23 protein-coding genes and 1 tRNA gene are annotated in these 20,061 nt (G+C 65.7%); 8 read left to right on the top strand and 16 right to left on the bottom strand.

Annotated elements, in window-relative coordinates:
• Positions 1-2 precede the first annotated feature (2 nt).
• The 3 genes from VF631_RS06205 to VF631_RS06195 all read right to left on the bottom strand — a co-directional run bounded on the left by VF631_RS06205 (position 3) and on the right by VF631_RS06195 (position 3,542).
• Entirely contained in the window at positions 3-641 is a 639-nt protein-coding gene (locus VF631_RS06205; RefSeq protein WP_431849408.1) for an XrtA/PEP-CTERM system exopolysaccharide export protein, read from the bottom strand.
• A 157-nt stretch (positions 642-798) separates the two neighbouring features.
• Entirely contained in the window at positions 799-2,034 is a 1,236-nt protein-coding gene (locus tag VF631_RS06200) for a pyridoxal-dependent decarboxylase, exosortase A system-associated (RefSeq protein ID WP_431849407.1), read from the bottom strand.
• Positions 2,031-3,542: an acyl-CoA ligase (AMP-forming), exosortase A system-associated gene (locus VF631_RS06195; protein ID WP_431849406.1), complete on the bottom strand. Its 1,512-nt coding sequence runs from the start codon at positions 3,540-3,542 to the stop codon at positions 2,031-2,033. The genes VF631_RS06200 and VF631_RS06195 overlap by 4 nt, the downstream gene beginning before the upstream one ends.
• A 32-nt stretch (positions 3,543-3,574) precedes the next feature.
• Between VF631_RS06195 and VF631_RS06190 the strand changes: the two genes are divergently transcribed.
• The 4 genes from VF631_RS06190 to VF631_RS06175 are packed head-to-tail and all read left to right on the top strand — an operon-like array spanning position 3,575 to position 6,386.
• A complete protein-coding gene (locus VF631_RS06190) occupies positions 3,575-4,648 on the top strand; it encodes a GNAT family N-acetyltransferase (protein ID WP_431849405.1) in 1,074 nt (357 codons plus the stop codon).
• A gap of 24 nt (positions 4,649-4,672) precedes the next feature.
• Complete coding sequence (locus VF631_RS06185) at positions 4,673-4,951, top strand: acyl carrier protein (protein WP_431849404.1); 279 nt, start codon at positions 4,673-4,675, stop codon at positions 4,949-4,951.
• Entirely contained in the window at positions 4,948-5,616 is a 669-nt protein-coding gene (locus VF631_RS06180) for a hypothetical protein (RefSeq protein ID WP_431849403.1), read from the top strand. The genes VF631_RS06185 and VF631_RS06180 overlap by 4 nt, the downstream gene beginning before the upstream one ends.
• Positions 5,604-6,386, top strand: a complete 783-nt coding sequence (locus tag VF631_RS06175) for a hydrolase 1, exosortase A system-associated (protein ID WP_431849402.1) — start codon at positions 5,604-5,606, stop codon at positions 6,384-6,386. Before VF631_RS06180 ends, VF631_RS06175 begins: the two co-directional genes overlap by 13 nt.
• Here VF631_RS06175 and trxB read toward each other — a convergent pair.
• Positions 6,372-7,337, bottom strand: a complete 966-nt coding sequence (gene trxB / locus VF631_RS06170; RefSeq protein ID WP_431849401.1) for a thioredoxin-disulfide reductase — start codon at positions 7,335-7,337, stop codon at positions 6,372-6,374. The two genes, VF631_RS06175 and trxB, sit on opposite strands and share 15 nt — an antisense overlap.
• A gap of 152 nt (positions 7,338-7,489) precedes the next feature.
• On the opposite strand from trxB, the gene hppD reads away from it, so the two are divergent.
• Complete coding sequence (gene hppD / locus VF631_RS06165; RefSeq protein ID WP_431849400.1) at positions 7,490-8,560, top strand: 4-hydroxyphenylpyruvate dioxygenase; 1,071 nt, start codon at positions 7,490-7,492, stop codon at positions 8,558-8,560.
• 6 nt (positions 8,561-8,566) lie between these two features.
• Here hppD and VF631_RS06160 read toward each other — a convergent pair whose 3' ends face one another.
• From VF631_RS06160 to VF631_RS06145, 4 genes are all read right to left on the bottom strand, one after another.
• On the bottom strand, positions 8,567-9,295 hold the full coding sequence (locus VF631_RS06160; RefSeq protein WP_431849399.1) for a DUF72 domain-containing protein: 729 nt from the start codon (positions 9,293-9,295) through the stop codon (positions 8,567-8,569).
• Positions 9,288-10,595: an esterase-like activity of phytase family protein gene (locus tag VF631_RS06155; RefSeq protein ID WP_431849398.1), complete on the bottom strand. Its 1,308-nt coding sequence runs from the start codon at positions 10,593-10,595 to the stop codon at positions 9,288-9,290. The genes VF631_RS06160 and VF631_RS06155 overlap by 8 nt, the downstream gene beginning before the upstream one ends.
• A complete protein-coding gene (locus VF631_RS06150) occupies positions 10,514-11,131 on the bottom strand; it encodes a hypothetical protein (RefSeq protein WP_431849397.1) in 618 nt (205 codons plus the stop codon). Before VF631_RS06150 ends, VF631_RS06155 begins: the two co-directional genes overlap by 82 nt.
• 71 nt (positions 11,132-11,202) lie before the next feature.
• Positions 11,203-11,279 (bottom strand) — tRNA-Met (locus VF631_RS06145).
• Between the two features lie 147 nt (positions 11,280-11,426).
• On the opposite strand from VF631_RS06145, the gene VF631_RS06140 reads away from it, so the two are divergent.
• Complete coding sequence (locus tag VF631_RS06140) at positions 11,427-11,852, top strand: DUF3775 domain-containing protein (RefSeq protein WP_431849396.1); 426 nt, start codon at positions 11,427-11,429, stop codon at positions 11,850-11,852.
• A 7-nt stretch (positions 11,853-11,859) separates the two neighbouring features.
• Here VF631_RS06140 and VF631_RS06135 read toward each other — a convergent pair whose 3' ends face one another.
• Positions 11,860-12,366 carry a 2'-5' RNA ligase family protein gene (locus tag VF631_RS06135; RefSeq protein ID WP_431849395.1) on the bottom strand — a complete coding sequence of 169 codons (507 nt, stop codon included), beginning with the start codon at positions 12,364-12,366 and terminating at the stop codon, positions 11,860-11,862.
• A 26-nt stretch (positions 12,367-12,392) separates the two neighbouring features.
• Positions 12,393-14,357: a potassium transporter Kup gene (locus VF631_RS06130; protein WP_431849394.1), complete on the bottom strand. Its 1,965-nt coding sequence runs from the start codon at positions 14,355-14,357 to the stop codon at positions 12,393-12,395.
• A 171-nt stretch (positions 14,358-14,528) separates the two neighbouring features.
• Between VF631_RS06130 and ald the strand changes: the two genes are divergently transcribed.
• Both ald and VF631_RS06120 read left to right on the top strand, forming a co-directional pair.
• Positions 14,529-15,632 carry an alanine dehydrogenase gene (gene ald / locus VF631_RS06125; RefSeq protein WP_431849393.1) on the top strand — a complete coding sequence of 368 codons (1,104 nt, stop codon included), beginning with the start codon at positions 14,529-14,531 and terminating at the stop codon, positions 15,630-15,632.
• A 59-nt stretch (positions 15,633-15,691) separates the two neighbouring features.
• Positions 15,692-15,910, top strand: coding sequence for a DUF3072 domain-containing protein (locus VF631_RS06120; RefSeq protein ID WP_431849392.1), 219 nt, complete (start codon positions 15,692-15,694; stop codon positions 15,908-15,910).
• A gap of 21 nt (positions 15,911-15,931) precedes the next feature.
• Here VF631_RS06120 and VF631_RS06115 read toward each other — a convergent pair whose 3' ends face one another.
• The 6 genes from VF631_RS06115 to VF631_RS06090 are packed head-to-tail and all read right to left on the bottom strand — an operon-like array spanning position 15,932 to position 20,027.
• The gene (locus tag VF631_RS06115; RefSeq protein ID WP_431849391.1) at positions 15,932-16,591 is read right to left on the bottom strand and encodes a tetratricopeptide repeat protein; all 660 of its coding nucleotides are present in this window, start codon (positions 16,589-16,591) and stop codon (positions 15,932-15,934) included.
• A complete protein-coding gene (locus tag VF631_RS06110) occupies positions 16,591-16,998 on the bottom strand; it encodes a cytochrome c-type biogenesis protein (RefSeq protein ID WP_431849390.1) in 408 nt (135 codons plus the stop codon). The genes VF631_RS06115 and VF631_RS06110 overlap by 1 nt, the downstream gene beginning before the upstream one ends.
• Entirely contained in the window at positions 16,995-17,522 is a 528-nt protein-coding gene (locus VF631_RS06105; protein WP_431849389.1) for a DsbE family thiol:disulfide interchange protein, read from the bottom strand. The genes VF631_RS06110 and VF631_RS06105 overlap by 4 nt, the downstream gene beginning before the upstream one ends.
• Positions 17,519-19,444 carry a heme lyase CcmF/NrfE family subunit gene (locus tag VF631_RS06100; RefSeq protein WP_431849388.1) on the bottom strand — a complete coding sequence of 642 codons (1,926 nt, stop codon included), beginning with the start codon at positions 19,442-19,444 and terminating at the stop codon, positions 17,519-17,521. Before VF631_RS06100 ends, VF631_RS06105 begins: the two co-directional genes overlap by 4 nt.
• The gene (ccmE, locus tag VF631_RS06095) at positions 19,441-19,899 is read right to left on the bottom strand and encodes a cytochrome c maturation protein CcmE (protein WP_431849387.1); all 459 of its coding nucleotides are present in this window, start codon (positions 19,897-19,899) and stop codon (positions 19,441-19,443) included. Before ccmE ends, VF631_RS06100 begins: the two co-directional genes overlap by 4 nt.
• Positions 19,896-20,027, bottom strand: a complete 132-nt coding sequence (locus VF631_RS06090; protein WP_431849458.1) for a heme exporter protein CcmD — start codon at positions 20,025-20,027, stop codon at positions 19,896-19,898. Before VF631_RS06090 ends, ccmE begins: the two co-directional genes overlap by 4 nt.
• Positions 20,028-20,061: the final 34 nt, after the last annotated feature.

The raw sequence follows: 20,061 nt of genomic DNA, 5'->3' as shown, positions 1-20,061 counted from the left end.
CCTCAGAACATGCTCTCGGGGATGATGATGACGTCGCCCGGCTCCAGCTTCACATTTGCGCTGGTGTCGCCCTTCTTGAGCAGACGGGCGATCTTGAGGTCATATTCCTTCTGTCCGCCTGTGGCCTTGTCTTGACGGACGAGGCGGGCGCGGTCGCCGGCGGCGAATTCGGAGAGCCCGCCGACCGCGATCATTGCGTCAAGCAGCGTCATGTTCGCGCGGTACGGGATGGAGGCCGGCTTCTCGGTAGCGCCGACGATCCGTACCTGCTGGCTGAACGTGCCCTGGAACTTGTCCACCATCACGGAGACGAGCGGGTCTTCGATATATTGAGTGAGGCTCTTCTTGATATCCTCGGCCAGCTGGGCGGGCGTCTTGCCGACCGCAGTCATGTCGGTGATCAGCGGCGTGGTGATCCGCCCGTCCGGGCGGACCTGAACCTTCGCGCCAAGCTCGGGATTGCGCCACACGAACACGGTCAGCTCGTCGAGCGCGCCGATGATGTACTTATCTCCGACTTCCGTCTCCGTGCCGACGAAGGAGGCGGCGGGGAGCTGGTTGCCGGCTGTCTGGGTGGTTGCGCACCCGGCGAGCGCGGTGGCGGCAAGGCCGAGGATCAGGGGGAGCTTGAACGTATGCATCGTCGGTCCTCTTGAACGTCGGCCCGCCGCGCTACCCAAAGACCAGGCGAACGGGCGCGAGATATGGGTCTGCTATGGGTTCAAGAGGTAAAATTACCGTTAGGAACAAGGTGCATTTCCGGCCTGTCCCAGGCTGGGACGAGGTTGAAAAACCTGATTAATCCGCAGCGCCGACCAAGATCTCGCGGGCTGGCTCCTGCGCCAGGAAGGCCTGAGGGGAGGCCGAAAGGCCGTACGCGCCGGCCATGAACACCGCCACGATGTCGCCCACCGCCGCGCGCGGCAGCATGACGTCTTCGGCGAGGCGATCGAGCGGCGTGCAAAGGCAGCCGACGATTGTCGCCTCCTCTGTCGCGTCCTGATCCATCCCGTTCGCGATCGCGACGGGGTAGTTGCGGCGGACCACCTGGCCGAAATTGCCGGACGCGGCGAGCTGGTGATGCATGCCGCCGTCCGTCACCAGGAAGGTCTTGCCGTGACTGACCTTGCGATCGAGGATGCGGGTCAGATAGACCCCCGCCTCCCCCACCAGCCAACGTCCGAGCTCGATTGCGAATATCGTGTTTGCAATGAGTTCCGAGCGGCTCTCAAGGCTTCGTGTCAGCTCACGGCCGATATGCTCGACATCCACCGGCTGCTCATTATTGAAGTAGGGGATGCCGAACCCGCCGCCCAGATTGAGCACCGGCGGACTCTGCCCGACCGCCCCCGCCAAGTCTGCCGCCAGCGCGAGCGTCGCCCGCTGACTTTCGATGATTGCCTCGGCGCTGAGCGCCTGCGATCCGGCAAAGATGTGGAAGCCGCGCCAGTCGGCCCCGGCCTCTACGATGCGGCGGACCAGAGCGGGCACCTGCTCGGCATCGACGCCGAACGGCTTGGCTCCGCCTCCCATCCGCATGCCCGATCCGCGAATCTCGAAGTCGGGATTGACCCGCACAGCCAGCCTCGGACGAAGCCGGAGCAAGTCGCCGATCCGAAGCCCACGTTCCGCTTCGCCCAATGACTCGCAGTTGATGGTCACCCCCGCCGAGATCGCCGCTTCCAGTTCGGCGTCGCGCTTACCGGGTCCGGCGAAAGAGATATGATGAGGCGAAACTTTGGCCGCGAGGGCGAGTGCAAGCTCGCCGCCTGAAGCCACATCGAGCCCGTCCACCAAGCTCGCAACATGCGTCACCAATGGTCCATAAGGGTTTGCTTTGATTGCATAATGCAGCTTAACCCCGGGAAAGGCGGCGCGAAAACGCGCGATCTGCCGCTCCACCAGCTGAAGATCGTACACGAACAGCGGCGTACCTCCCGCCTCCGAGATGAGCGCGTCCACTGGTCTGCCACCCACCTGCAGAATCGCTTCCTCACGGCCGAAGCCGGCCGGTATCGCTCCCATCGGCTTCATGACATCAGCTCTTGCCGCAATCGCTCCCGGTCGAGCTTGCCATTGGGTCCGCGCGGCAGCTCGCTTCGCCACACAATAGAAGCGGGCTGCATAAAATTGGGTAACTCGCTTTTGAGATACCGTCTGAGGTCCGCCTCCCGGCCGCGGTCTCCGCGCAGGACAAGCGCGATCGCCTGGCCAAGCCGATCGTCCGGCACGCCGATCGCGACCGCCTCCGCCGCCATCCCGCTCGCCACTGCCGCTTCCTCGATCTCGGTCGGACTGACCCGGTTGCCGCTGGTCTTGATCATGGCGTCCTCGCGGCCGACGAAGTAGAGCAGCCCCTGCTCATCGGCGCGGACCCGATCGCCCGACCAGACGGAAGTCCCTCCGTACTGAGAGTCAGCGGGCGCCGGCCGAAACCGTTCGTCGGTGCGTACCGGATCGTTCCAGTAGCCTTGCGCGACCAGCGGGCCCGCATGGACCAACTCGCCGGTCTCGCCGGGCGGCGCGGGCGTGCCGTCCTGCCGGACCACCATGATCTCGGCGAACGGAATCGCGGCGCCGATCGAGTCCGGATGCGTGTCGACAAAGGCAGGATCGAGCCAGGTCGAGCGGAACGCCTCGGTCAGGCCATACATCAGGAACAGCTCGGCGGCGGGAAACATCTCACGCATGCGCCTGACGATCGAGGCGGGAAGCCGCCCGCCGGAATTGGTCAGGCGCCGGAGCGACAGCGAAGCGGCGGGCGGCCAGCCCGCCTCGACCAACTGCACCCAGAGCGGCGGCACCCCCGCCAGCGTGGTGATCCGGTGGCGTTCGACGGCGCGGATCACGTCGCGCGCATTCAGATACTCGACCGGGATCGCGCATCCGCCGGCCGCCCAGGTCGAGAGCAGCTGATTCTGGCCATAGTCGAAGCTGAGCGGAAGCACGCCCAGCGTCCGGTCGCCCGGCCCGAGCTCCAGATAATGAGCGACACTGATCGCGCCGAGCCAGAGGTTGGCGTGGCTCAGCATCACGCCTTTCGGCCGCCCGGTGGAGCCGGACGTGTAGAGCAAGGCGGCGAGGCTGTCCGGGTCGGCATTAGAGGGAGGCAGCCTGCCTTCCCCGGCCAGCATGGCCGCGCCCTCATCCTCCTCGACGGTCCGGCACCCGTCCGGCAGATCGCCCGTGGCAAGGGTCGCAAGCCGGGCCGAACCGGTGACCAGCATCGCCGCCCCGCTATCGGTCAGGATGTGCGCGACCTGCGCGCGTTTCAGCAGCGGGTTGATCGGCACATGGACGAGCCCCGCGCGAGCGCAGGCGAGTGGAAGGAGGCTGGTCATCCGCCCTTTAGGAAGCCAGCTCGCCACCCGATGTCCTGGCCCCAGCCCCTTGCCCGCGAGAGCCGCCGACAGGGAGGCAACGCCGCGCTCCAGCCCCGCATAGTCGAGCATTCCTTCGCGCGTGACCAGAGCGGGCGCATTGGCCTCGCCTCGCAGCGTCAGCTGATCGAGAGGTCGCGGTATGGGGTCTGGGGCTTGCACCTTGGCTCCTGGCTAAGCCACACAAGCGGCCGATGTCGGGGAATAGCGCGTTGGCCGTGCAGGTGGAACTGTTCGAGTGCCTGGACGAGGTCGAGCGCGATGCCGCGGGCGCGCTGGATCGCCAACGGCAGCGAAATGTGTACGACAGCATCGAATGGCTGAAGCTGACCCGTGCGCACGTGCTCAGCCAGGTGCCGCTGGTCGCGGCCCGGGCTCGCGACGCTTCGGGACGCACCGCTTGGCTGTTCCTGCAGGATCACGGTAATGGCCGCGCGGCCGCTTTCGCCAGCTGGTACACATTGGCCTTCGCCCCAATCTTTGCCGGCCTAGCGGTGCCGACCAGCGACGAGCGGCCGGACCTACGGGCGCCGCTCGCCGCCGCGCTCGCTCGAAAACTGCGCGCGCGCTTCGATGTGATCAGTCTGGCCCCAATGGCCGATGAGGACCGCGACGTGGCCCTGCTGAAGCACGCCTTTGCTTCGGCCGGCTGGCTGGCGCTGCGAGCCGCAACGACCGCGAACTGGATTGCCAAGACGCATGAACAACCATTTGCAAGATATTGGGAAGACAGGCCGAGCAGGCTTCGCAACACCGTCGAGCGCAAGCGTCGGCGTACGCAACTCGAGATCGCTATTTACGACCACTTCGATCCCGCTGCCTGGGCCGACTATGAGAGCGTCTACCGCTCCAGCTGGAAGCCGGCCGAAGGCTCTCCCGAGTTCCTGCGCGCCTTTGCCGAACGATCCGGCCGCTGGGGCTCGCTCCGTCTCGGCATCGCCCGGGACGCCGGCCGCCCGGTGGCGGCTCAGCTCTGGACAGTCGACCAGAGCGTCGCGACCATTCACAAGCTCGCCCATGATGAAGCCGCCAAGGCGGAATCGCCCGGCACATTGCTCAGCGCGGCCATGTTCGAGCATGTCATCGAGCGCGATCGACCCGCGATCATCGATTTCGGCACCGGCGACGACGCCTACAAGGCGGACTGGATGGATCTGAAGCGCCCGCTTTACCGGCTTGATCTGTACAATCTGCGCAGCCCGCGCGGCATCACGGCAGCCGGACATGCCGCAGCGCGGGCGCTTGTCCGTCGGCTGCGAAACAATTAGGCGCGCCTCAAACAGGGAAACAGGATGGTCGCCGCTTTCAACGACGAACAGGAAGTCGACAAGACGCTTCGGGCGGTCCTGGTCGACGTGCTCGGCCTCGCGCCGGAGCGCGTCGGCGGGTTCACGGAGGCCTCGCCCTTGTTCGGCGCCCTTCCGGAGTTCGACTCGATGGCAGTCGCAGGCCTGCTCACGGAATTGGAGGAGCGGCTCGGCATCCTCATCGAAGATCATGAGGTCGATGCCGACATGCTGGAAAGCTTCGGCTCGCTGCTCACCTTCGTTCGGGCCAAGGCGCTGAGGTGAGCGGAGCCGGCGGTCCCTTCTACGACCGCTATTTCGTTGAGGGCCGAGCCGAGTGGCTGATGAGGATCGGGCACGTGGAGGGCGCTCCGGTGCTGTTCATCCCGCCCTTGTTCGAAGAAATGAACCGCACCCGCGCGCTCGTCGTGGCCGTGATGCGGGGGCTTGCGCAGGAGGGCTTCTGCTGCTGGCTCCCGGACCTTCCCGGCACCGGCGAGAGCGAGCGTGCGCTGGAGGCCTGCTCCTGGGACGAATGGCGAGAGGCTGCGCTCGCCGCCTCGGATCGCGTCCGGAGTGGCGAACCGCTGCTGGTCGCAAGTCTGCGCGGCGGCGCTTTACTCGACGACATCCCGCAAGCGGCGCATTGGCGCTTTTCGCCGGCAGAGGGCCGATCGCTGCTGCGCGACCTTGACCGGTCCGGCCTAACCGGCGGAGACGGCGCCGCTGGCTACCGTCTGCCTCCTTCGCTCGCTTCCGGCCTGGCTGGGGCGAGCCCGGCCGAAGTCGTACCCTGCCGCACGGTGCGACTGGCGGTGGACCCGAAGCCCGCGGACACGAAGCTGGATGGCCCTGCCTTGTGGCGGCGCTCCGAACCTGCAACATCGTCTGAGCTAGCACAGCTAATGGTCTCGGATTTGACTGATTGGGCTCATGAATGCGCGAGCTGATGACCTTCGCCTGCGCAGGTTCTGTGCTCGCCGGTTCCCTGGATCGCGCAGAGAGCCCGGTCGGGCTTCTGATCGCAACCGGAGGCACGCAGACCCGCATCGGCTCGCATCGTTTGTTCGAGCGGCTCGGGGCTTCGCTCGCCGCGTCCGGCCACCCTTGCTTCCGGTTCGATCGGCGCGGCGTCGGTGACAGCGAGGGAGAGGACCCAGGCTTCCGCGGCAGCCGGGACGACGTCCTCGCCGCGGCGGCGGCGTTCCGCGGGAGTGTCCCTGAACTGCGGCGGCTGTACGGGCTCGGTCTGTGCGATGGGGCAACGGCACTGATGCTGCACGGAGCCGAAGCCGGCCTGAACGGCCTGATACTCGCCAATCCGTGGCTGGTCGAAGCGTCGGCGGGCCAACCCCCGCCAGCGGCGATTCGGCGGCTTTATGCCCAGCGGCTCACCAGTCGCGAGGGCTGGAAAAGGCTGCTTGCTGGCCAAGTATCGCTGCACAAGCTTGCCGGCGGGCTCAGGCGCGCGGCCGCGCCGACCCGCTCCGGCCTTGGCCGCGAAGCCATCGCAGCGCTGAAAGCCTCCCACCTCCCCGTCCGGCTACTCCTGAGCCGCGGGGACACCACTGCAATCGCCGCCGAGCCGATCTGGCGTTCGTGCGGCCTGCCCGAGCCCGTCCACATCGAAACCGACTCGCACACCTTCGCACGCGCCGGCGACCTGGACGCGCTGACCGCCGCCGTCCTGCAGTCGCTCCGCAGCCTAAGCGGCCAGTGAAGCCTCGAAATCAGCTTCGGCCAGGAACTTCTCTGAATCAAGCGCAGCCATACAGCCGGTGCCCGCGGCGGTAACCGCCTGGCGATAGACCTTGTCCATCACATCCCCGCACGCGAACACACCGGGCACGCTCGTCCTGGTCGTTCCGGTCTCGACCTTAATATAGCCATCCTCGTCGAGCTCGAGATGATCCCGGAAGAGCTCGGTCGCCGGGCTGTGGCCGATCGCGACGAACCCACCCTCGGTTTCGAGCCGCTCGATCTGGCCGGTGCGAGTATTGCGAAGGTCGATCGCGACCAAGCCTTCGGGCTGGCCGCCACCGACGAACTTGGCGACTTCGCGGTTCCACAGCACCTTGATGTTCGGATGCTTGAACAGGCGCTCCTGCAGGATCTTCTCGGCGCGAAGCGAGTCGCGCCGGTGGATCAGGGTCACGTCGTGGCTGTGGTTAGTGAGGTAGAGCGCCTCCTCTACAGCGGTGTTGCCACCGCCAATCACGGCGACTTTCTTGCCGCGGTAGAAGAAGCCGTCGCAGGTCGCGCAGGCGGAAACTCCGCGGCCTTTAAGATGCTCTTCAGACGGAATCTCAAGCCAGCGCGCCTGCGCGCCGGTCGCGATCACCAGCACATCACCCGAATAGATCGTGCCGCCATCGCCAATCAGCCGGAACGGGCGGCGGCTGAGGTCGATCTCGACGATCTGATCCCACATCATTTGCGCGCCGACATGCTCCGCCTGGGCCTGCATCTGCTCCATCAGCCAGGGACCCTGGATCACGTCCCGGAACCCGGGATAATTCTCGACATCGGTCGTGGTGGTGAGCTGCCCGCCCGGCTGGATGCCCTGCACGACGATCGGCGCCATTCCGGCGCGTGCGCCATAGATCGCGGCCGACAGACCTGCCGGCCCCGAGCCTAAAATCAACATGCGGGTGGAATGGGTCGCGACCATGTCGTTCCTTCGAAGCCTCGATGTGAGGGAGAGATTGCCAACTGAAGATAGGGACTGGAACCCTCCAAGTCTAATCCGCAGGGCGCGATTTGCGGCGCTCCGGGGCCGCTGTTACAGGGGCCGTTCCGTCTCCAGCAGAAGGTTCGCCCTGCATGACCGCACATGAAAACCCGCTCGGCCTCGATGGCTTCGAATTCGTCGAATTCACCAGCCCGGACCCCGAAGCGCTCGGCGGCCTGTTCAGCGCGCTCGGCTTCACCCACATGGGCAATCACAAGAGCAAGAACGTCCGCCACTATGCCCAGGGTGACATCAACTTCATCCTGAACATGGAGCCGGCGGGCCAAGCCGCCGCCTTCCGCCAGGCGCACGGGCCGTCGGCCAACGGTATGGCGTTCCGGGTGAAGGACGCCAAGCAAGCCTTTGTGATGGCCGTGGAGCGCGGAGCGGTGCCCGTCGAAACGGCGCGCGGACCGGGCGAACTGGACATCCCCGCGATCGAGGGCATTGGCGGCTCCTATCTGTATCTGGTCGACCGTTATGGCGCCGAGCAGATCTACGACGTCGATTTCGAGCCGGTGCCGGGCGTCAGCCGCACCTCCAACGCGGGCCTCCACACGCTCGATCACCTCACCCACAACGTGAACCGCGGCCGAATGAACCATTGGGCCGAATTCTACGAGCGCATCTTCAATTTCCGCCAGATCCGCTACTTCGACATCGAGGGCAAGCAGACCGCCCTGCTTTCACGCGCGATGACAGCTCCCGACGACAAGATCCGGATTCCGCTCAACGAATCCCAGGACGAGCACAGCCAGATCGAGGAGTTCCTTCGCGAATATAAGGGCGAGGGGATCCAGCATATCGCGCTCGCCACCGACGATATCTTCGCAACCGTGGACCAGCTGCGCGCCAACGGCATCCGTTTCCAGGACAGCCCCGAGACCTATTTCGACCTCATCGACCAGCGCCTGCCCGGCCATGGCCACGACGTAACCGAGATGCGCAAGCGCCGCATCCTGATCGACGGCTCGCCCGAGACGGGCGAAGGCCTGCTGCTGCAGATCTTCACCGAGAATATGGTCGGCCCGATCTTCTTCGAGATCATCCAGCGCAAGGGCAACCAGGGCTTCGGCGAAGGCAACTTCAAGGCATTGTTCGAGTCGATCGAACTCGATCAAATCCGCCGCGGCGTCCTGCCCGCCGCCAAGGAAGATGCCTGAACCGGCCTAAAGCTCGGCGAGCAAGCGACTGAGCGCAAGCGCGTCCCCAGTCGCCGCGGACGAAGCCGTGTTGTCGAAGATGCACCACACGTCCGCCTGCGGCAGCGTTGTCCTGATTTGCGCCGCATAGGACTTGAGCCGCCCATCATTGTAGCTGGACCGGTACATGGTCGGCGATCCGTGCAGGCGAAGGTAGACCAACCCGCCCCAGCCGCCCGGCTCGGCTGCGGCCTCGACTCGGGCCGGATCGGCGGCAACACGGGCAACATCCAGCTTCGCCAGCAAAGCGGAGGCAGTGAGATCGAACCAGCTGGCATGCCTCGGCTCGCAAGCAACACTGAGCTCGGTGCGCGACTTCAAGGCGCCAATGAAGCGGTCTGCCAACGCTTCGTCGAACTGCAGGCTCGGCGGCAACTGGACCAGGTGGACCGCCAGGCGCTCGCCGAGCCCGGCGACCTCCTCCAGATATCGATCCAGCAACGCCTCGCAATCGACGAGCTTTTGCACGTGCGTGATCGTCTTCGGCAGCTTCGCCGAGAAGCGGAAGTCGGCGGGCGTGGACTCCGCCCAACGCTCGAAGGTGCTCGGGCGATGGCTGCGGTGAAAGGTGGAGTTGATCTCCGCACAGCGGAAATGTGCCGAATAGCGTTCGAGGCTGCTTCCCTCGGCCGGGAAGGCGTCGGCAGTGGCCACCGGGATCGACCAGCCCGCGGTCCCGATCCGAAGCTCAGGCATCGCTCGTTGAAGATGGCAAAGTCAGCCGCCAGAAGCTCGTCTCGGCCCCCTCCACCCCGAAATCATTGTCGCTGACGAGCAGCAACTGCGCGTCCGACAGCCACGCCATTCCTTCAAGGTCGGCAGCGACTTGGCGTGCATCATCGCTATTGAACAAGAGCTGTTTGCGAAGCACCGCAAGCGGGAAGGGGCTGTCGCGGCCGCTCAGTTCCTCCACCGTCGGGCGCGTGGCCACGTCCAGATGCTCAGCCCCGATCGCCAGGCTCGCATCGAGCTGGACGCGATAAAGCTTCGTGGTCTCTGAACCGCGTTCCAGCACGATCAGGGCTTCATCGCCCGCCCAGAGGATCTCGCTGACCTTGATGTCGCCTCGCTCGAACGGACCCTTCTCGCAATCCCGGCGGAAGCTTTTCGGCTCGTCGAGCGGATAGAGATATTGCGCGCTCACGGCTCCGCTCGACGCGTCCAGCCGCCAAAGCCGGACGTGGCTCGCCTGCTCGTGCGCTGCCTCGTCCGGGTGCGCGAGCGGACTTTGGAAAGCCAGGAACAGCGATCGCTCGTCCGGCGAGATCGCAAGCGCCTCAAAGCCGCGATTGATCTGACGACGCCCGGCGATGGCTGGCAGACTGATCCCCTCTCGGTCGGATCTGACGGGCAGCCAGCGGTCAACCACCCTGCCCTCGCCATCGATCCGCATCAGCGACGGACCATATTCGTCCCCCACCCAGAAGCCGCCGTCGCGCAACGCGATCAGCCCCTCACTGTCCGCACCCTGCGGATCGGGCGCGAGCGGGCGTCCGGCCAAGTCGAAGGCCGGCTCGGCGCGCGCGTGCTGCGACCCTGCCATCGGCAATCCGGAGATCGGCTTGCCGCTGTCGTCAGTGAGCCGGATCGTGCGAACCAGGCCGATCTCGTCGCCGACGATGCGCAGTTCGGCCAGCGCCGGACCAAGATCGGGGCGCGGCATGATCTTCGCGCCCTTGGCGGCGACTTCAGGTGCCAATTCAACCCCGTATTTCTCGGCCAGCGTCTCGGCTTTGAGGTTCGGTCCACGGTCGCAGACAGCCCACAAGGCCCCGGGCGGATCGCCCGGACGGACCGCCAGCCCGGAGCCGAACCCGGCCCGCAGCCGCATCTCCCGCTTTGGCAGCCTGATCGACCCCAGCTCCGGGTCGTCCCAGCGCAGCCGCTCGATCGAGCAGGCGGGGCTCGGCCCGCTCAGCGCTCGACCTTCTTGAGATACTGCGCCGGGATCGGGTTGTCCGGCGTTTCGGGCGCCCAGGCGATCGTCATCACCCACCACCTCTTGCCGTCGTTCAGCAGTTGGATGCTGTTGATCCCGCGCAGGAACGGCTTGGCGTCCGACAGCTTGTTGCGCGCCTGATAGACGGAAAAGACCTGCGCCATGTTGCCGAAGCTGTCGACGTGCCGGAACATTTCCTGTTCATGGAAACCCTCCCCTTCCAGGAACGCCTCGTTGGCCTTGATGTAATCGTCCGGCGTAGCGATGCGGGCGCCGATCTGCCCCGTCTTCGCGTTCTTGCCGGTCGGGATCATCCGCGCGCCGGGATAGAAGAGCGAGCGGAAGCGATTCCAATCGCGCTGGGCCCCTGCATCGCCGGAAATGACATCGTACAGCGCCGCGATGATCGCATCCATCGAGCGGACGTCCTCCGGCCTTGCGGCAGGAATCGCGGCGAACGGGTCGGCCGGCGCAGACTTCGCCTCGGCCGGCTTCTGCGCAGAGGCCGGCTGTTTGCTGTCCTGCGCGAAGGCGGCACCCGTCTGGAGAAGAAAAGCGACCGCGATCAGGATTGTGCGAAGCGTTGCCGACATCTGAACTCCGAGGTTTGAACAGGCCGGACCGAGGCCTGCTGCGCCCCGTATAGCCACAGCCTGAACGGGAATGGTAGCGGAGGAGGGACTTGAACCCCCGACACGCGGATTATGATTCCGCTGCTCTAACCAGCTGAGCTACTCCGCCCCTTTAGCGAGGCTCGCTCCTTCGAGGAGCACGTGCCGGCGGCGGTATAAGGAGCCCCGCCAAGCCGGTCAACTGGGGCGCCGGCAGCCGGAACCGCCCGCTTCCCCTGTCGTTCGCAAGTCTGGCCAGTAGCCGACGGAGAGCGTTATGGACCTTCTAACCCCCCTGGAAACCTATTGCCGGCTGATCCTGCGGGCAAAGGAGCTGGAAGCGCAGGTCCCCGCGCTCGATCCCGACGAAGACGCGGACAATGTCGACGATCTCGACGACGATGCCGAGGATCAGAGCCTGTCCGTGCTCGAGGACGAGCTCAACAGCGGCGTCGAGGAGGAGATGCGGGCGGCGCTCGACGATCTCGCCGACGATCAGCTCGCGGAGGCGCTGGCTCTGGCCTGGGTGGGCCGCGGCACCTATGATGTCAGCGAGTGGGACGACGCTTTTGCGGAGGCGTCCGACACCGATCCCGAATTCTCGATCGACGAGCTGATGGACATGCCCCTGCTCGCATCGCACCTGGAAGCCGGGCTGGCAGCTTTCGATTACAGCTGCGAGGGCGTCGGACAGAACGACTGAACGCTCGTCACCCCCGAAACACGTGTTCCCGGATAGGCTGCCACGGCCCGCCCATGTAGCGCCAGGAAGCCAATCCCTTGATGCTGAGCGGGCGCGGTTCGAACCGGGCGCGAAGTTCGGCCTGCAAGCTCTTGGCTAAACGTGGTTCGACCTTGTTCTGGATGGTGATGTGGGGCCGCCAGGGCGCCTGATCCTGAGGGATCAGCATGCCCCGAAATGCTTCCAGAAGATCGTAGCGTATGTCCTGAAGCTCTTCGCTTTCGACCCGAAAGGCGGTGCCGCGGCCAAGGTCCATGATCCCGATGATCCTGGCCTCGGGTGCTTGAACCGCCGCATAGCTCTTGAGTCGCTGCCCGAGCTCCCGCTCGACAGCGGGCGGCAGGTGATGGAACAGGGTCAGGTGAGCCGGAACGATGTTGCGTTCGGGCGGAAAGTGCCGCCGCCGCAGATCCTGGAGCCAGCCATTGTCACCGTCCCCGAACAAGGCGGTGACGATGATCGGCTCCCCAACCATGCCATCACCCCGGACTGGATCCGGGGTCAGATTTCAACCTGCGAGCCGAGCTCGACGACCCGGTTGGTCGGAAGCTTGAAGAACTCCATCGCGCTTTCCGCATTGCGCAGCATCCACGCGAACAGCTTCTCGCGCCACACCGCCATGCCCGGCCGCGACGAGGCGATCAGCGTCTGGCGGGCAAGGAAGAAGCTCGTGTCCATCATCTTGAACAACCCGCCGCAACCCTCGAGCTTCGCCAGCGCCGCCGGCACGTCCACTTCCTGCATGAAGCCGTAACGGATGATCAGCCGATAGAAGCCGTTGCCGAGATCGCTCAGCTCATATTGGCAGCCCTCCTCGACATACGGCACGTCCTGGATGCGGATGGTGAGCAGGATGATGCGTTCGTGCAGCACCTTGTTGTGCTTCAGGTTGTGCAGCAGCGCGTGGGGAATGCCGTCGGAGGACGTGGTCATGAACACGGCCGTGCCCGACACGCGCGCGGCGCTGTTCGACGCGGATTTGATGAACACGCCGATCGGCATCGACGCCTCGTTCATCCGCTCTATCATCAGCTTGCGCCCCTTCGCCCAGGTGGTGAGGAAGGTGAAGGCGACCAGACCGACCAGCAACGGGAACCAGCCGCCGTCCGGCACCTTGGTGAGGTTCGCGCCGAAATAGGCGATGTCGACAATGAAGAAGATCGCCAGCAGCAGCCATGCGCCGACCCGGTTCCATTTCCACAATGTCAGCAGCACCACCGCGATCAGCACGCTGTCGATGAACATGGCTCCGGTCACCGCGATGCCGTAAGCGGCGGCAAGGTTGCTCGATGAGCCGAAGGTGATCACGAGCAGGATCACCATCACCATCAGCGCCCAATTGATGACCGGAATGTAGATCTGCCCAGCCGCAGACGCACTGGTGTGGAGAATTCGAAGTCGAGGAATGAAACCGAGCTGGATCGCTTGCTGGGTGACGGAGAATGCGCCGGAGATGACCGCCTGGCTCGCGATGATCGTGGCCAATGTCGCGAGGATGACGAGCGGGAGGCGGAACGCTTCGGAGGCGAGAAAGAAGAACGGATTCTTGATCACCTCGGCCGCTTCTGCCGGCGGCAACGACAGGATCATTGCGCCCTGGCCCATGTAATTGAGCATCAAGGCGACGATGACGAACGCCCAGGCATATTTGATCGGCTTGCGTCCGAAGTGGCCCATGTCTGCGTAGAGCGCTTCCGCTCCGGTCACCGCCAGTACGACCGAGCCCAGCGCGAGGAAAGCGCGCCAGCCATCGGTCGCAAAGAAGGCGACGGCATTGAGCGGGTTCAGCGTCTCGATGATGATGGCGGGCTGCTTAGCGATGTGGAACAGCCCCAGGCCGGCCAGCACGGCGAAGTAGACGACCATGACCGGCCCGAACAGTGCGCCAACCTTGGCCGTACCATGAGCCTGCACTGCGAACAGGCCGATCAGGATGGCAATAGCGATTGGGATCACGTAGGGTTGAAAACCGGCCTCTACCGTGGTGAGCCCCTCCACTGCAGAGAGAACCGACACTGCCGGCGTGATCATGCAGTCGCCGAAGAACAAAGCGGTCGCGAACACGCCGAGCAGCACGATCCCGGCGGTCCAGCGCCGGCGCTTGCCGCCGATGTCCGTGGTCGTGCTGCGATTGATCAGCGCAAGCAACGCCAGACTACCGCCCTCCCCCTTGTTGTCGGCGCGGGTGATGATGGTGATGTACTTGAGCGTGACCACCAGCATCATCGACCAGAAGATCAGGCTCAGAACCCCGTAGATGTGCACCGCGTCGGGCACGAAGGCGGCGCGGCCGCCATGAGCTGCGAAGGTCTCCCTGAAGGCGTAGATCGGGCTGGTGCCGATGTCGCCATAAACGACGCCGATCGCACCCAGCATCAGCTTCGCCAGGCCGCTCTGATGGTGATGAGCAGCGCCCGCCGCGGGGCGATCCGCGGGCAGGAGGGGGGCAGCGGCGGTATCGGTCATGGTTCAGAAAAGGCGGAGTCGCCTCTGGGACCTCTCGCATGAGTCGCGCTGGAACCGCCAGGCGGGGCCGCGCTTAGCATAAAGGAAGATGGGCTCACAACGGCGACAAATCAAATGCCGGCCGCTATAGCCGCGGTTCAAATTTCACTTCCCATCCTTAGGAGAGTTTAGATGCGCGTTGGCGTGCCCAAGGAGATCAAGGTTCATGAATATCGCGTCGGTCTGACGCCGTCCTCCGTCGCGGAGCTGGTCGCTGCCGGGCACGAGGTGATCGTCGAGACCAGGGCTGGCCTCGGCATCGACTTCGAGGACCAGGATTACATCGACGCCGGAGCCAGGATCGCGGGCAGTGCGGCCGAGACTTTCTCGGCGGCCGACATGATCGTGAAGGTCAAGGAGCCACAGCAAGGCGAGATCGCGATGCTGGAGTCGCGGCACCTGCTCTTCACCTATCTCCACCTCGCCGCGGACAAGCCGCAGGCCGAGGGGCTCATGAAATCGGGGGCGACCTGCATCGCCTATGAAACGGTGACGGCGCGCGACGGGTCGCTTCCGCTCTTGAAGCCGATGTCGGAAGTGGCCGGCCGCATGTCGGTCCAGGTCGGCGCTCATTACCTGGAAAAGGAACAAGGCGGGCGTGGCGTCCTGCTCGGCGGCGTCCCGGGCGTCGCTCCTGCCAAAGTCGCGATTCTCGGCGGCGGCGTATCGGGCGTCAACGCGGCGCAGATGGCGGTCGGCATGCGCGCCGACGTCACCATCTACGACATCTCGATGACGCGCCTGGCCGAGCTAGACATGTTCTTCTCGAGCCAGATCAAGACCGCCTACGCCTCCAAGGCCGCGATTGCCCATGCGGTGCAGAAATCGGCTCTGGTGATCGGCGCGGTGCTGGTGCCGGGCGCGGCGGCGCCAAAGCTCGTCACCCGCGAAATGCTGAAGACGATGAAGCGCGGATCGGTGCTGGTCGACATCGCGATCGATCAGGGCGGATGCTTCGAAACTTCGCATCCTACCACGCACGAGGATCCGGTCTACGAGGTGGACGGCGTGATTCATTATTGCGTCGCCAACATGCCTGGCGCCGTCGCTCGCACCTCGGCGTTCGCGCTCAACAACGCCACCTTGCCGTTCGTTCTGAAGCTGGCCGCGCAAGGCGCTGAAGCTGCAATGCGATCTGACCCGCATCTCGCAAATGGTCTCAACGTATCCGGGGGCAAGATCAGGCACCAGGCAGTCGCCGACGCGCTCGATCTGCCGTTCGAAGCGGCGGCCTGAGCCGGGAACGAAGGTGGAACATGGTCGTTCTTGCGGCTGAAACAGCCAATGGAGCGATCATGTCCGACAAGCAGAACCAGGATCCCACCCAGAATGCCGCCAAGGACCCCGACGACTGGGTCACCGGTGACGAGGCGATGACCGGGCCTCAAGCTTCTTACCTCAAGACCTTGTCGCGCGAGGCTGGGGAAGAGTTCGATCCCGAGCTAAACAAGGCCGAAGCGTCCAAGAAGATAGACGAGCTCCAGCACGAGACCGGGCGCGGCATCGATCATTGATGTCGCTCTCGGTCCTCCAGGTCAGGGCTGCTGAATCCCGGGGACAGCCATTCCCGCTGCCGACGCGGCCCGCGCCTGGCCGAGCATGGCAAGCCGCTCCTCGACCATCGGCCGCCAGCTGACCGTCGCGGGGGCGGTCTGGAGCAGGCCGCGCCAGAGGCGCTCCGCCTCGTCGAACTTGCCGCCCTGCGCGAGCGCGAGCCCGAAGAAGAATTTCGGTCCCGGATGCTCCGGAGCAATCTTCGCCGCCCGCTGGAAAGCGAGTTCGGCGGAGGGCGTCATCATGCCCCCGCCGTGAATGACGAGCGCATTTCCGAGGCCGACCCAGAGATCGGGATCGTTCGGTGACTTCTTGAGCGCGCTCTGGATGATCTCCGCCCCGCCTCGCGTGTCGCCCTCGCGCTGATAGCTCTCGGCCATTGTGAGCCAGGCCGAAGCCGAGTCGAACCGGCCGAGCATGTCCTCTCGGGTGTCCGCAAAGGCGCTGTCGGGAAGCGCCTTCCGGACCGGCGGCGGCACCGGCTTGCCGGAAAGGCCGGGACTGCCCTGCCAGGCATAACCGGCCATCGCGACCAGCAACGCCGCACCCAGCACTTGCAGCGCCGCCCGATCGAAGCGGCCCAGTTTCCACAATCCGATCAACACGATCGCAGCCAGAATTAAGATCAGAAGCCAACCCATCAGCGCTTCGCCCGGCGGAAGCGCCCGCGCGCCAGGAACAGCCCGGCGAGCAGCAGCAGGATCGGCGCGCCCCAGAGCGGCCAGGTGGCCGGCTCCACTGGTGGCGCGTAGCTCACCCAATTGCCGTAGCGATCGATCAGCCATTGCCGGATCGCCTCGGGCTCCTCCCCCGCCTCGATCCGCTGCCGCACCAGGGCGCGCATGTCACCGGCCATTTCGGCGTCGCTGTCGGCGATCGACTGCCCCTGGCAGACGATGCAGCGCAGCGTCTCCATCAGGTCCAGCGCCCGTTGCTCCTGCCGAGGATCGGTCAGTTGCGTGTAGGAATAGCGCGAGGGCGGCATCAGCGAGTCCGCCAAGGCCGGGCTGGCGACCAGGAGCGCGAGAAGGATGGCGGCTCGTCTCACCGCGCCGCCTCATAGGCCTTGATGATGTTTGCCATGTGCTCGGGCCGGATGTCGCCGATATGCTGGTGGCGGATGATGCCGCGGCCATCGACGACGAAGGTCTCCGGCACGCCGGACGAGCCCAAGGCGATCTGCACCTGGGTCTGCGGGTCGCTCGCAATCCGTTCGAACGGATCGCCGTATCGTGCGAGAAACGCAGCGACATCCTCCGGCCGATCGCGAATCGCGATCGCGTCGATCGGGATGCCGCGGCGCTTCAGCGCCATCAGCTGCGGCGCTTCGGCCGCGCACGGCACGCACCAGCTGGCGAAGACGTTGACCAGCCGTGGCTCGCCCGACTTGAGCATCTCCGAACTCAACGGCGCGTGCGAGGCGACCGCCGGCTGCAGGGCGAAGTCCGGCACTGGCTCGCCGACCAGCCGCGACCGGATCGTGCGGTCCGATGGGGCGTAGAGCCCAAGCGCCACCGTCACCGTGAACAATATGAAGACGGCGAGCGGCACCCACAGCACCAGCCGCTTCACGCGTATGCCTCCTGCAGCGCCGGCCGGCGCTCGCGCCTGACCCGCCCGATGATCGACAGCGCCCCGCCGAGCGCAATCAGGATGCCTCCGAACCAGATCAGGGTCACGCCCGGCTTCCACCACAGCCGCAGCTGCCAGCGCCCCTGCCCGTCCGCCTTGCCGATCACGGTGTAGAGCTGCCCGCCGAGCCGGGTCACGATCGCCGCCTCGCTGGTCTCGGTCGGCGGCGAGGTGAACATCCGCGCCTGCGGCCGCAGCTCGAACGGCTCGCCATCGCCGCGCCGGGCGGTCAGCCGCGCCTCGATCGCCGTCCAGTTCGGTCCGGCGATCGGGTCGGCCCCGTCGAAGCGGATGCGGTAGGGCCCGACCTCCACGGTCTGGCCGATATTGGCGGCGACCAGCTTCTCCTGGCTGAACGCGCTCTCGCAGGCCATTCCGGCCAGGCTCACGGCGATGCCCAGATGGGCGATCACCATTCCATATGTGAAGAGCGGCGTCCGGCGAAGGTTGCGCTTCCACAGCGGCGCGACCGAGGCGGCGGCGACGCCCGCGGCCAGCACAAGCCCGAGGAACGGCAGGATGTGCGTGCCGGGCGCCAGCGTCACCACCGCCAGCAGCATCATGGCCGAAAGCAGGATCGGCAGGGCCAGCCGGTTCAGCAGCTGCCGGGCCTGATCGCGCCGCCACCGGATCAGCGGCCCCGCCGCCATGACGGCGATCAGCGCGAGCGCGATCGGCCCCGCGGCCGTGTTGAAATACGGCGGTCCGACCGATAGCTTCTCGCCCGTCACCGCTTCGACGCCGAGAGGGTAAAGCGTGCCCACCAGCACAATACCCAGGATCGCGGAGAGCAGCAGATTGTTGGCGACCAGCGCTCCCTCCCGGCTCACCGCCTCGAAGGTAGCGCCTTCCTTCACGGTTCCCACACGCAGCCCGAACAAGGTCAATGCACCGCCGATGTAGAAAGCCAGCAGGATCAGGATGAACGCGCCGCGCTGCGGATCGACAGCGAAGGCGTGCACGCTGGTGAGGATACCGGAGCGCACCAGGAAGGTGCCGACCATCGACATCGAGAAAGCGACCACCGCCAGCATCACCGTCCAGGCCCGCAACGAGTCGCGCGTCGCAAGCACCGTCACCGAATGCAGCAGGGCGGTGGCGGCGAGCCACGGCATGAGCGACGCATTCTCGACCGGATCCCAGAACCACCAGCCGCCCCAGCCGAGCTCGTAATAAGCCCAGTAGCTGCCCGCCGTGATGCCGAGCGTCAGCATCACCCAGGCGGCGAGCACCCACGGCCGCATCGCGCGGGCAAAGGCCGGCCCGACATCGCGCGTCACCAGCGCCCCCACCGCGAAGGAAAAGGCGATCGAAATGCCGACATAGCCGAGGTAGAGCGTCGGGGGGTGAAAGGCCAAGCCCGGATCCTGCAGCAGCGGGTTGAGCCCCTGCCCCTGCGCCGGCGCCGGGTTCAGCCGCTCGAACGGGTTCGAGGCGAACAGCAGGAACGCGTAGAAGCCGATCCCGATCGCGGCCTGCGCGGCGAGCGTCGCGATCAGCGTCCGCTCGTTGATCCGCCGCTCGAGCCAGGCGACGCCGCCGCCCGCCACGCCCAGGATCGTGACCCAGAGCAACATCGAGCCTTCATGATTGCCCCACGTTCCGGCGAACTTGTACAGCCACGGCTTGGCTGAATGGCTGTTCGCGGCAACCAGGGAGACCGACAGATCCGTGCGCAGGAACAGCTGAATCAGCGCCAGGAACGACACGCCCACCAGCAGCGCCTGCACGATTGCGATCGGCCGGACGGTCCCCATCAGCGCCTCGCCGCCCGGGCGAAGCGCCGCCGCGCCGAGGCACAGCTGGAGCAAGGACAAGGCCGCGGCGAGCCACAGGGCCGCCAATCCCGCTTCCGCGATCATGTCCCCGTGCTTTCCTTCTCGAGCGTCTCGGTCTTGTGCTTGGCGCCGTCGCGCGCCAACTCCGGCGGCATGTAATTCTCGTCATGCTTGGCGAGGATCTCGTCGGCCACGAACAGCCCGCCCGGCTCGAACCGCCCCTCGGCGACCACGCCGCTATTCTCCTTGAACAGGTCGGGGGCGATACCCGTGTAGCGGACCGGAATGGTCGCCGCGGTCTCGTCCCCGACGAGGAAACTGATCGTGACGCCATCGGCCGCCCGCTGGATCGAACCGCCCTTCACCATGCCGCCGATCCGCACCGCGCGATCCAGCGGCACGCCTTTGCGCTGTACATCGGCGGGCGCGTAGAAATAGGCCGCCTGGTCCTTCAGAGCGGACATCGACAGCAGCACCGCACCCAATACCGCGACCAGCGCGAGGGCGAGCAAGGTCAGCCTTTGGTGCTTCGCTTTCATCGGTCGCGCCTTACCGCGTCCGCCTCAGCCTCGGCCCGGCGCATTGCGAACAGGCTCCAAAGGGTCACGCCCAGCGTGCCCGCGATGGTCACCCCATAAGCGCCGATGATGAAGGGCCAGTGGTTCATGCCGCCATTCTCCGCAGACGCGCTTCCACCTTTG

It is taken from the genome of Allosphingosinicella sp. (genome assembly GCF_036387615.1).
GTDB lineage: Bacteria > Pseudomonadota > Alphaproteobacteria > Sphingomonadales > Sphingomonadaceae > Allosphingosinicella.
The sequence above is the reverse complement of the archived record's forward strand: the minus strand, read 5'-3'. Positions and strand labels throughout refer to the sequence as shown.